Raw genomic sequence first — 12,897 nt, forward strand, 5'->3', positions numbered from 1 at the left:
GAGCAAGTTTGTGTTTCGGTCAGACCGAAACCTTGCCTGAAGAGCAAAGAACATCCCGTCGGTCTCATTTATTTTAAAATGCAATTCAGATGAAAACAATAAAAAACAGAAATATTAACGGAAGACCGGCCAAGAAACCTTCAGAGAAAAAGGCCTATAAAGTAACTCTCAAGATGGCTACGGAGGAATACTATTCACTTAAGGCAAAAGCACGGTCTGCAGGTCTTAACCGCAGCGAATTTATTCGTCGGTGTATTCAATCGGGGGTAGTGAAGGAGAGGCTCACGCCGGAACTTGTCGGATATATTCGCCAGATTTGCGGTATGGCAAACAATATTAATCAGATCGCACGAACGGCTAATTCCGCTGGTTTTTTTGAAGTCCAGAAACATTTGTTTTCGATGACTGAACGACTGGACAATTTGATCAAACGTATTAAGGATGATTGCTAAAATCGTACAAGGCCAAGGATTTCGGGCAGCAGTGAATTATGTTCTTGATAAGAAGGATGCCGATCTACTTTATGCAGAAGGAGTGCGGTTAAAAGATAACGCATCCATTGTACAAAGTTTTGTTATCCAATGCAAGCTAAGACCAAACGTGAAAAAGCCTGTCGCGCATATATCTCTGGATTTTTCGGTCCAGGATAAAGGACGGTTAACAGATCGGTTTATGGTCAATGTTGCGCAGGAATATTTACAAAAAATGGGATACGAAAATACACAGTTTATCGTGGTTCGGCATTATGACACAGAGCACCCGCATGCTCACTTGATAATAAACCGTATTGACAATGATGGCAGGAGAATTTCGGACCAGAACGAAAAGCTGCGGAATTCGAGGATTTGTATGGAATTAACGAAGAAACATGGTCTTTATATCGCAGTGGGAAAAGAGAATGTGAAGGAGCATCGACTCAAAGGACTAGACAAAGTGAAATATGAAATTTACCATGCATTAAAATCGGCTTTGTCTATCTGCAGGAGTTGGAACGATCTGAAGTCGGAGCTCTCGAAGGCAGGCATATCAGTTGAGTTCAGAAAAAATGGAAATACCGAAAAGATCCAGGGAGTGAAATTTTGCAAAGACCATTATGAATTCAACGGATCAAAAATTGACCGGGCCTTTAGCTATTCCAAAATCACTTACCAGCTACAACAAAATGCTGAGTTAATAGCTGTCCTTTCTTCTCAGGGTAACGCAAATAAGTCAGACAATGCAGTAACGGTTTCATCTTCAACGGGAACTGTTGCTTCATTGATGGGAGATTTGTTGAATGTAATGAAAGCTTCGTCAGGGAATACCGGCAATAATGCAGAGCAGTTGCGGGAGCAGTCACGAAGAAAAAAGAGACGGAAAAAGGGACGCAGGTTATAGTAATTTAAAGTTAGAACAATGGGTACAGGAAAAATGGATTCTTCTGTTGTATATGCCCTTTTCGAAGAGCTAAAGCTAAAGATAGACGAAATAGGGAAGTGCAATTTCTCCGAAAAGCAAACACCATCAAACGGTGAGGGCAAAGAAGTTTCTGCCAAGTCTGTTGAATCGTCTGATCTCGCGAGCCAGCAGTCACTCACCGCGGAACAAATAAAGGAATTGCAACGAAATATGGCCCAGGTTGCCACTTATTCTCAGGGGCAAGTTGAAAATAGGTTAAAGCTTGTGTCAGCAGAGATCAGATCTACTATGATTCCAATCGACAAAAAAATTGACCAATTGCTGGCGAATGAGAAGACAACAATTCGTAAAGAACACGTTTTCATAGTCGATGTTAAGAAGAGCAAAACCGCTATAACAATGTTGTTCAGGGCTTTACTTATTCTTCTTCTGGGGACGGGTAATATTTGGCAATTCAGGAAAATTTGTCAAACTAGGGATGGCGACTTGAAGTATCGTTACGTTAAAATGAAAGGAAAAGCGACGTCTCAGGATCTTTTGCGGTTGGAGACGGTTTTTGTTTACGAACGAAATCGAGATAGTATTGCCGCTATTCGTAGTCGGGTTGAGACTTACGAACGATTAGTGAAGCAAGAAATCGAAAAAAGTCAAAGAGAGAAGCTGGAGATGAATCGAGCGTTCACAAAATGAGGTTTATTTGAACGATTCATTGATTCAGACTTTTAGTGCTTGTTGGGGAAACTTTCTGATTATAGTATTTTGTCTACATTTGAAAGAAAATGTTCATGAAATTTGTTTGTTCACGTTCCGTGAACATTGTATATTTGTGAACACATGAAGAAGGAAATAATAAATATTGCACTGGAAAATCTTCAAAAGACAACAGGGATCGAAGGTTTCTGGCAGGATAAAGATGAGCTTGATGGTTGCCTGAATTTAAAAACAGCAACTCGAAAGTTTACGCTCGTTGTTCAATTCAAAAACGAGATCAGACAACATCAGCTACATCAGATTATCAGGCTCAATAACCAATATGAAAACTTCATCTTGGTAGCTAATCGAATATTTCCCAACTTGAAGGAAGAACTACGAATGCAGGAAATTCCTTATTTGGAGGCTAATGGTAATCTGTTTCTAAAAAAAGGAGACACTTTTCTTTTTATTGACACAAATGAGCCGATCAGTGTAGGAAAGGAAAAAGGTAACCGGGCCTTTACAAAAACAGGATTAAAAGTTTTATTTCATTTGCTTCAAAATAAAGATGATATCAATTTACCTCAGCGAGAATTGGCTAATCTGACTAATGTTGGCTTGGGGAATATTCCGCAGGTAATTGAGGGGTTAAAGGAGACAGGATACTTATTGCGGTTAGACGATAAAACTTATGCATGGGAAAATCGCAGAGAACTATTGGATCGGTGGGTGACAGAGTATAAGACAGTCTTGAAACCTAAATTAAAAAAAGAACGATTCGGTATAGCCGGCAATTGGAAAGACATCATTTTTGACAATGGATTGACCGTGTGGGGAGGAGAGCCAGCAGCTGATCTTCTAACGAACTACCTTAGACCAGAGAAATACATTATTTATACAAAGGAGAATCGCATTGAACTGATGAAGAACTACAGGTTGATGCCCAAGCCAGAAGGGGAAATCGAGATCCTCGAAATGTTTTGGGAGCAACCGAAACATCAACAAACAGCCCCTCCAATTTTGGTATACGCAGAGTTGGTGCTGGAAGGAGGCAAACGAAATAAGGAAACTGCAGAAATAATCTTCAATGAATATATCCAACCAAACCTATAAAGAGCTAGCAATACCATACTTCAAAGAGACCTTTGATTGCATCGATCAGATCATGGCAGAATATGGGATTCCCTACTATTTGATTGGAGTCAGCGCAATTGCTTTAGAATTACTAAAGAAAGGCATAAAGCCGAGTCGGGGTACGAAAGATATTGACTTTGCTATTATGATTTCAAGCATGAAGGAATATGAAAATATTAGCCGGGCATTAATTGAGAAAGGTTACAATAAAGTGAAAGCTCCCTGGACTTTTTATTCCGACAGATATAATGTGGCGATTGACGTACTGCCGTTTGGAGAGATTGAGGAGCAACACACCATCAACTTTAGTAAACGCCACGCTGATTTACATGTTCTTGGTTTTAGTGAGGTGTTGGAGGAAGCAGTTCAGATCCCCATTGACGAAAAATTTGTGAATATACCTCCGCTGCCAGGAATGGTGATACTCAAGTTAATTGCATGGAGCGATAGACCAGAAGAACGGGAAAATGATTTAGCCGACATACTGAGGGTCATTCAGCATTATTTTGATCTGGAGTTTGATGAGATCGTCGAATTTCACAACGACACCTTTCCTGAACATGAGGAACTTGACCCTATGCTCATAGCAGCAGAAGTTCTTGGTCGGAAATCGAAAGTTTTTTTATCAAAATCAGAGAAACTGGCGAGTCGAGTTCACAAGGTTTTAAATGATAATCTTAGCGAAGGCTCAAAGTCAAAGATTGCCAGGGAGTGGGCCCGAAAACTGGATCGTAGTATTGAGTATTGTCTGAAAATTTTGGATGCGTTTAGGAGGGGAATCCAGGCTAATTGAAAGTGATATCGCTCTCAGAGTAAGAATTGTATTCGGCCTGCTCAGTAGAATAGGATTTACAATCGAACAATATTCTCCAAGATTTATTTACTTTGTCAATCGTGAATAAACCTGAACTCCATAAAAAACTGGTTGCCGGAGATACTGATGCTTTCGAAGGATTCTTCAAGTTGATCCACCCACGGCTGTTGAGTTACTGTCGGTTATTTGTTACCGATTACTCAGCAGCGGATGATTTAGTGCAGGAATGTTTTCTAAAATTATGGCAAAAAAGGGAAACACTTAAACCCACTCAATCGGTTGAGAGCTATTTATTTGTGATGCTTCGGAATAGGTGTTTTAATTACCTGAGAGATAAAAAGCTTGAATACGCCGTTGACGATGTTCTATCGGTGCCGGAGATCGATCTGCAACACCTCTTCGAGCTTGATTTCACGGGAGTAGAAGGAAGATCAATCGAAGAAGAATTGATTGATGCCATTAAAGAAGAGATTGATAAACTTCCGGAAAAAAGAAAATTTGTGTTCGTAAAATCCAAGATCGAAGGCATGAAAAATACTGAAATCGCCGAATTGCTTGGTGTTACCAATAAAGCAGTTGAAAAACATCTATACGAGGCAAAGATGCAGATAAAGAGAGCATTACTTCAGAAATATCCACTGCTGGCTATCCTTATCTCTTTTATTTTGAAATAATATCATAAAAACGAGGTAGAGTTTTTACAGATGGTGTGTACTCCTTATGAGCAAACACCAATAAAATGAAAGAACTCATACGGAAATACCTATCGGCAAGAGCAGATCGTCAAGATCAGTCCCGTTTGTTGGATTGGATGCGTCAAGGCAACAATCAAAAAGCGTTTAATGATGAAAAACGTGTTTGGGAACAGGAGGCATTGGGAAGCGACATGCTGCTCGCAACTCAATATTCCTGGAGCAAAATCCAAAAACAACTACTTCTTCAGTCACAATCTGATTTAAAGACGAAGTCGCTGTATCTGACCTGGTTCAAATATGCCTCGGTCATTTTCCTTTTGTTGTCAATTGGAATTACCAGCTATTTTGTCGCATTCGACAATAATCAACGGAACGATTTTTACACGGAAGTTTTGGCATCGCATGGCCAAAAGACACAAATTATGCTTCCCGACAGTTCTGTTGTTCAGTTGAACGGAGGAACCAAAATTCGATATAACAATTCGTTCGGTGCCGATAACAGAATGGTTGAGTTGGAAGGAGAGGCGTTCTTCGACGTTCGAAAAAACAGCCACATAGCTTTTATCGTATATACCAGGGAACTGGATGTAAAAGTATATGGCACCTCGTTTAATGTGAATGCATATCCCGATGATCAAACCGTTGAGGTGGGTTTAAAACAGGGTAGTGTCGGCATTGAGCAATACGATAAGGAAGTGCTTCGCATGGAGCCCGGACAATTGGCTGTATTTAATAAGGATAACAATCAGTTTAAAGTTCTAAACGAGGATATGAATATGGTATCTGCCTGGACAAACAATGAACTTGTTTTCGAAGAGAAGCCCTTCAACCTAATCTGCAAATATTTGGAACGATGGTATGGAGTCGATATCGCACTGGCGAACGATTTGATAGACAACGAAAAATACACCTTTAAAGTGAAGACCGAGTCTTTGCATGAAGTGCTTGAACTAATCAATGTATTGCGACCGATCAACTATGAGATTGATGGAGAGCGTGTTAAAATTATGAACCCTAAAACTTTATGAAATGAAGCGTTTGTGAAATTGAAATCCCGCAAGAGCAAAATCAGAAAAGGCCTATCGGGAAGATAAGCCTTTTAAAAAACAGTGTAAATATTTATTAACTCAGTCAGGAAGATGTTGTTACGTCCAATAACAATAAATTCCGTTAACGACTGGTAATCCTAACAAAACTATGAAAAAAAAATGTAGTTCGGGGATGTATGACTTGATTTGTAGTTCCCGAAGAAAATTATTCTTAAAAATGAAACTAACATTTGTACTAATTTGTATCGTTGGTCTGGTTGGTTCCTACGGAGCCGGATATAGTCAGCAGGCGCGAATCAGTTTGCAAGTCGAAAACAAAGTGATAAAAGACGTTCTAAAGCAAATTGAAGATCAAACGGAATACTCCTTCATGTATAATGCGAGTCAGCTCGATGTAAATCGGGTCGTTTCTATTGACGCTGAAAATAAAAAAGTTAGTGAGATCCTGAATGAGCTTTTTGAAGGTCAGCAAGTTAGTTATAAAGTTATTGACAGGCATATTATTATTACCAGTTCGAATGAAAAGGTGGTGCCGTCACAAATTGAGCAAGCCACAAAAACGGTAACTGGTAAGATTAAAGATAAGTCGGGGGAGCCGCTACCGGGAGTTACCGTTTTAGTAAAAGGAACAACAAAAGGAACGATCTCCGATTTTGACGGTAATTTTACCTTAGGTGACGTTTCTTCGACCGATGTGCTTGCCTTTTCATTTGTTGGCATGCAAACGCAGGAAGTGCAGGTTGGCGGAAGTTCCAGTTTCAACATCACCTTGGAAGAAGATGCCATTGGTATTGAAGAAGTTGTTGCAGTCGGTTACGGCACGCAAAAGAAAGCAACGCTAACCGGCTCGATTGAAACTGTTGCAGCCGAAACGTTTAAAGACCGTGCGGTTACAAGTCCTGCACTTGCATTGCAGGGACAAACACCGGGTTTGGTAGTTACTAGAAGTTCGTCCAGACCAGGAAAAGAAGGAATTGATTTCCAAATTCGTGGTGCCACCTCGGTAAATGGAGGGGAACCTCTAATTGTTATCGACGGATCGCCGGTGGTGAATAACGAATCGTTTTACAGCATGAACCCTGACGATATTGAGTCGATGAGTATTTTGAAAGATGGTTCGGCTGCGATTTATGGTTCTCGTGCAGCCAACGGTGTAATTCTGGTTACCACAAAAAAAGGGAAAGGTAAAATGACCGTGGAGTTGACCAGTAATGTTCGGGTAAATTCTGTGGGCATTCGTCCTCCAACCCCGACGATGCAAGATTATGCTACAGTTTGGTTAGAAGCTGCAGAACAAGACGGTGCTCAAAAAACCTATTGGGGATGGATGAGCGAAGAAAACCTGTTAAAAATGCAATCAGGCGTTGAAGGCATTTATCCAACTCAATACTGGGGAGATGTGTTTATTGGTAACTATGCTCGTTTCGATGAGATGTATGGCAGCTCGGTATCAAATCAGGAAAATGTAAGTATTTCCGGTTCGACGGAAAAATCAAATTATCGTATTTCCGGAGGTTATGCTGAGAATGTGGGGATGTTGAAAACGTCGTACGATGGTAAAGAACAGTATAATATTCGTTTTAATTACGATTATAAAATTACCGATTGGTTGAAGCTGGAAACAGGTGTATCTTATTTTAATACAACGATCTCAAGTCCTTCAACCGGGTTCGATGCCAGTTCAATCTCACACGACCCTCCTTTCTTCCCTGCCAAAAACCCCTACGGACAATGGTATGCGAACTTTAATATTGCAGGTAACCGTAATGCAACCGCAGCAACAGTAGATGGTGGACGGGAGATTACCAACCGTGATCAAATGAAGTTGACCTTCGCGGCGACAGTTGATATTACCAAAGATTTATCGTTCAGAGCAACCGCTTCGATAGATAAAGACTTTTACGACTATAAGATGTATCAGGTCACTGTTCCACAATATACCTGGTTTGGTGAATTAGCTCCGGAGTCGGTTAACTCAACATCTTCTATCCGTCAGGAAAAAAGAAACATTACCTACCAAAGTTATGGTAGCTTCCTGAACTACAATAAAACAGTTGGTGATCACGAATTTTCTGCAATGCTGGGTGTTACTTCTGAGAAAAGTGAAGATGGCACATTGTATGGATACCGTAAGGGTTTTGTTGATTACGGGGTTTATGACATCAATATGGGTTCGAAAGAAGAGTTAGTTGAAGCCACCGGGGGCTCAGGTCATTGGGGATTATATTCTTATGTTGGTCGTTTCAACTATAACTATAAAAATAAATATCTGGTGGAGTTTGCCGGACGTCGTGACGGATCGTCAAAATTTGCACCGGGCTATAAATGGTCAAACTTTGGATACGGGTCAGTCGGTTGGATTCTGACAGAAGAAAACTTTATGAAATCAATTACACCGATCTCTTTCTTAAAAGTGAGAGCGAGCTACGGTGAGACTGGTAACCAGGTTGGTATTGGAAATTACGACTATTTGTCAACGATGACCTTTGGGTCAAGTATTTTTGGTACTACGCGCGCCCTGCAAAATACAGCTTCGGTTGGTGGGTTGACCAGTAATACCAGAACTTGGGAAAGAGTAGGCATTCAAACTTACGGGGTTGATTTTCGCCTTCTTGATAATAAAGTATTTGGATCGTTCGATTATTTTAAAAAGAAGAATGATGGTATGTTGATAGCCATTAACTATCCTGATTTACTGGGTGGTACAGCGCCAAAATCAAACAGTGGTATTTTGGAAACCAAGGGCTGGGAAGCTGTGTTGGGCTATAAAAACAAAATAGGTGACTTCCAGTATTCTGTTGCGGTTAACATTGGCGATAGTAATAACGAGCTGGTTAAAATGGAGGGTGTTGGTACCTATAAAGCCGGTAAAAATTCAACAGTGCAAGGATTTCCGATTAACTCGTGGTTCATGTATGAAACAGATGGTTTCTTCACAGACGAATCAGACGTGACAGCTTATTATACAAGTAATTTGGGTGGCAAAGTTCCAAGTGAGACTTCCCTGAATGAACGTTTGCGCCCGGGAGACACAAAACGTGTTGATCAGGATGGTGTAAAAGGGATCACAGATACCGGAAATATTGAAGATATGAATGGTGATATCAAATACATGGGTGATGCCGCAACACATTACAATTACGGGATTAACTTGGGGGCCAAATGGAAAAACTTTGATTTATCTGCCTTTTTCCAGGGAGTATTGGAACAAAAGCTGGAACGAAGTGGATATATGCCCTTCCCGTTTTATGTCGTCTGGACTAACCAAACAGCAGCTTACATCGGGAAAACCTGGACCGAACAAAATACAGGAGCAGACTTTCCCCGGATGACCTCAAATACAAACCGGGCTCGCTGGAACTGGGAACACAACGATTTTATGCTGGTCAATAATCGGTACATCCGCTTAAAATCATTGGTGGTGGGGTACACGTTTAACGATCTTAAGGTTTCGAAATACAACATCGAAAAATTACGTATCTATTTCTCCGGAAACGATTTGTTTGAATTCTCAAGTATTAAGGATGGTTTCGACCCGGAATATGGTGAGAGTACCCAAAACTCGTATCCGTTCAACAGAACATGGTCGATGGGTGTAAACGTAACTTTCTAACCAATTAAATTTAATAATTATGAAAAAGATATTATCAATTATATTGCCAAGCTTGCTGCTGTTTTCAGCATGTGAGAGCCGGTATTTGGATCTCGAACCTTTGGATACCATTACGGAGGCTGCATATTTTACTCAGCCGGAACATTTTGAGGCCTCTTCGAACGACTTTTACAATAAAATGATTGGATGGAGAAGCGTTGATGGTAGTAGTGTGTATGATTTTATGGATTTTGGAACAGACCTGACCGCTTTAGCCCAGGACTATGGACGCGGTGTATTGGTTGCGCCTGCCAATGATTCCTATTGGACCCGCTCGTATAAATATATTCGCGCAAATAATATTTTGCTTCAAAAAGCAGACGAATACCCCGGCGATGCATCCGAGATTGCACAATATGTCGCAGCAGCCAAATTCTTCCGGGCTTATCACCATTATCTGTTGATGCAGCGTTTTGGCGGAGTTCCTGTTGTGACAACGGTGATGGACCTTAATTCGGAAGAATTGTTAGGAGCGAGAAAAAGCCGTTATGAAGTATTTGCTCAGATAATGGCAGATCTTGACGATGCGATTGCCGGTTTGCCGGTAGAGCAAAACATTGCTGCTGCCGATAAAGGGCACATCAGTAAATGGGCGGCTGAAGCATTTAAAGCAAAAGCTTTATTGTTTGAAGCTACCTGGGAAAAGAATGTTGGTACAACAACTGATGGCGATGGGATCGCTAATGGCGCCGGTTCAACTAAGCCGGACGGATATCCTACTGTGAGCGAGATGTTTACATTGGCTAAAAATTTAGCGAAAGATGTAATGGATAATGGTGGCTATGAATTATGGAACTACAATAGCCAGTTGAACAATTTAAGCAACCTGTATTTATTTGATTTGGAAGACGAAGGTTCAAACCCGGCCGGATTAGATAAATCAACCAATAAAGAGTATATCCTTTACACCATGTTTGACTATTCACTTTACCAGGGAAATGTGAATGTGAGCCATACGGTAAATTCACGTTTAGCCCCTACCCGTAAATTTATGGACATGATTTTGTGTAAAGATGGTCTTCCTGTCGATCAATCACCATTATTTCAGGGTTACACCAAAGCGTCGGATGAATTTAAAAACAGGGATTATCGGTTGACGGCATATTTTGCAGACAACAATACCTGGGATACTCCAGCTGACGGTTCCATGAAGTTAATGGGTCCTGGTTCAGACAGTGGCGCAGGTTATGCTTGCCGCAAATTCCGTTCTTACAATTATGGTACTTATCGGGCCGCAAATACTGAATCGTTTGATTACCCGATTATCCGTTTGGCTGAAGTATACCTGATTTATGCCGAAACTTTATTGGAATTGAATGGCGGCTTATCCGACGCTGAACTAAATGAGTCGATCAATAAAATAAGAACACGTGCCGGATTGCCTGCATTAACAAATGCATTTGTTGCGAATAACGGATTGGATATGAGAGAAGAAGTTCTTCGTGAACGTGCCGTGGAGTTATATGCAGAGAACAGTCGTTTCCTCGATCTGAAAAGATGGGGAATTGCTGAGGAGGAACTGAATAAAGACATTTGTGGAAATGTAATTGAAGGAACCGATTATGAAACTAATTCAACATTGTATTCTCCATCTGCATATCCCTACGGTGAGATCACCGTTTCAACAGGGGTTGGCGATCGTCGGGTGCTGTTATTGGATCCGTCAAGTAATAGGAACTTCCAACGCAAACATTATCTCTATCCGCTTCCATTGGAGGAAATTAACTTGAATAGCAATTTGATTCAAAATCCAGGCTATTAACCAATTATCTCATTAACACAGCTTGTCGTCTCTAAATTGTTGAAAACGATCGGGGGACGATAACTCAAAAATATAGTAGAATATGAAACGGATATTTAAATACTTACTCATCATCACTGCCTTAGTTGCCGGCGGATTGGTTTATACGGCTTGTAGTGATATGGAAAAGGAATACGAAGGTTCCTTGGTCGAATACCCAGATATTACAATTGACGACTTTACACCAAAGTCAGGTCGGCCAGGTCAGGCTGTTACAATTACCGGGACCAATTTTGGTGAGTTTTCTGATGCAGCCAAGATCTATTTCAATGGTGTTATGGCAGCCGAATTTGTGAGCTATACTGATAATCAAATGGTAGTTCGGGTTCCCAACGACGCGGGTACGGGAATTATTTCCGTGAGTGTTTGGACACATACTCATGATTTTGCGGAAGATTTTACGTTCGTGCCAGGCGCCAAAATTAACGGTATAACACCAGAAGAAGGCGCTGTTGGATCACAGGTTACGATTACCGGTGAAAGCTTTGGAACCGATGCAAGTGCTGTAACAATCCTTTTTGGAGGAGGTGTTGAAGCACAAATCGTTTCCATTACAGATAATGAAATCGTCGTGACGGTGCCGGAAGGTGGTATTCGAGGAGCTGTAACGATGGAAGTCGGGCCACAAATTCTGACAGGGCCAATTTTTTCATACCCCTTTGTTGGTTTAAATTACCAGTTCAATGGCGCTGATAGCGAAGGTTGGCTTTCTACACACAATTCAACTTCTGTTGTTTCAGGAGGAGCAATGAATGTGACATTCGATCCGAACCAGTTCTCGGGAACCAGCAAACGTCGTGCTGATTTTCAATTGGCAGGTGGAGTGGAACTTCACGCCGGACTATTTCCAATTATTGCTATTAAATTGAATAAACCAGCAAATGGTAATTTTATACTTGATACGAATTTGGGGAGATACAAAAATGGGTCAAACAACTGGGACGGCATCCTTCAAGGGGATATCTACTATTATGATATCCGAAATACGTTTGGTTCAGGAGCGACACTTTCTCAAACTGAACCTACAACGTTAACTACTTTCCAATGGAAAATAGCAGATATCACCAGCCCGGAAACCGGATATTCAGTTGATTGGGTACAATCATTCGAAAGTTTGGATGCCTTAAATGAATATGTAGCTCTGCCTGAAGGAAAATATGTGTTTGAATTTGACGATCCAAATACGTTCGACTGGACAGCCAGTCACAACTCGACAGTCGTAATTGAAGGTGGAAAATTGAAAGTTTCCTTTGACCCGGCTCAGTTCGAAGGAACTAACAAAAGAAGGGCTGACCTGTACAATGTAATTTTAGGGAAATTCCCTTATCCTGATGGGGCTGCAAAAGAATCCTGGATCTGTACACCGGAATACCCAATTATGGCTTTCAAAATAACATTCAAAGAGTCCGGACTGGCAAAACCTGAGGCTGGTAATATGAAACTGGATCCTTATACCGGAAGTAATAACTCCTATAAGACTGATTTCATGTCACAAAATGTTATTTATTATGACGTATCCGACAAGTATACAGCTAGAACCGAATTGAATGTTTGGCAATTAAAGATTGCTGATATTACTTCTGCCGAAACCGGCTATGAAGTGGATTGGATCAGGACGTTCAAAACGACAGCTGAATTGCAGGCTTTCCTCGGATTATAAG

The 12,897-nt window shown here is 40.9% G+C and carries 10 protein-coding genes; all 10 read left to right on the forward strand.

Going from position 1 to position 12,897, the window contains the following annotated elements; genetic code table 11:
* The first annotated feature begins 89 nt into the window (after positions 1-89).
* The 10 genes from N2K84_RS06505 to N2K84_RS06550 all read left to right on the forward strand — a co-directional run bounded on the left by N2K84_RS06505 (position 90) and on the right by N2K84_RS06550 (position 12,896).
* The gene (locus N2K84_RS06505) at positions 90-452 is read left to right on the forward strand and encodes a plasmid mobilization protein (protein WP_282590977.1); all 363 of its coding nucleotides are present in this window, start codon (positions 90-92) and stop codon (positions 450-452) included.
* Positions 442-1,377 carry a relaxase/mobilization nuclease domain-containing protein gene (locus N2K84_RS06510; protein ID WP_282590978.1) on the forward strand — a complete coding sequence of 312 codons (936 nt, stop codon included), beginning with the start codon at positions 442-444 and terminating at the stop codon, positions 1,375-1,377. The genes N2K84_RS06505 and N2K84_RS06510 overlap by 11 nt, the downstream gene beginning before the upstream one ends.
* A gap of 18 nt (positions 1,378-1,395) precedes the next feature.
* A complete protein-coding gene (locus N2K84_RS06515) occupies positions 1,396-2,088 on the forward strand; it encodes a hypothetical protein (RefSeq protein ID WP_282590979.1) in 693 nt (230 codons plus the stop codon).
* 144 nt (positions 2,089-2,232) lie between these two features.
* Positions 2,233-3,204, forward strand: a complete 972-nt coding sequence (locus N2K84_RS06520) for a type IV toxin-antitoxin system AbiEi family antitoxin (protein ID WP_282590980.1) — start codon at positions 2,233-2,235, stop codon at positions 3,202-3,204.
* Positions 3,179-4,018: a nucleotidyl transferase AbiEii/AbiGii toxin family protein gene (locus N2K84_RS06525; protein ID WP_282590981.1), complete on the forward strand. Its 840-nt coding sequence runs from the start codon at positions 3,179-3,181 to the stop codon at positions 4,016-4,018. The genes N2K84_RS06520 and N2K84_RS06525 overlap by 26 nt, the downstream gene beginning before the upstream one ends.
* 101 nt (positions 4,019-4,119) lie before the next feature.
* On the forward strand, positions 4,120-4,713 hold the full coding sequence (locus tag N2K84_RS06530; protein WP_282590982.1) for an RNA polymerase sigma-70 factor: 594 nt from the start codon (positions 4,120-4,122) through the stop codon (positions 4,711-4,713).
* A 65-nt stretch (positions 4,714-4,778) separates the two neighbouring features.
* The gene (locus N2K84_RS06535; RefSeq protein WP_282590983.1) at positions 4,779-5,762 is read left to right on the forward strand and encodes a FecR family protein; all 984 of its coding nucleotides are present in this window, start codon (positions 4,779-4,781) and stop codon (positions 5,760-5,762) included.
* 238 nt (positions 5,763-6,000) lie between these two features.
* Positions 6,001-9,396: a TonB-dependent receptor gene (locus N2K84_RS06540; protein WP_282590984.1), complete on the forward strand. Its 3,396-nt coding sequence runs from the start codon at positions 6,001-6,003 to the stop codon at positions 9,394-9,396.
* A 19-nt stretch (positions 9,397-9,415) separates the two neighbouring features.
* On the forward strand, positions 9,416-11,197 hold the full coding sequence (locus tag N2K84_RS06545; protein WP_282590985.1) for a RagB/SusD family nutrient uptake outer membrane protein: 1,782 nt from the start codon (positions 9,416-9,418) through the stop codon (positions 11,195-11,197).
* An 82-nt stretch (positions 11,198-11,279) separates the two neighbouring features.
* Positions 11,280-12,896, forward strand: coding sequence for a DUF4979 domain-containing protein (locus N2K84_RS06550; protein ID WP_282590986.1), 1,617 nt, complete (start codon positions 11,280-11,282; stop codon positions 12,894-12,896).
* Position 12,897 lies beyond the last annotated feature (1 nt).

Origin of the sequence: Gaoshiqia sediminis (assembly GCF_025907915.1) — a bacterium.
GTDB classification, from domain to species: Bacteria; Bacteroidota; Bacteroidia; order Bacteroidales; family Prolixibacteraceae; genus Gaoshiqia; species Gaoshiqia sediminis.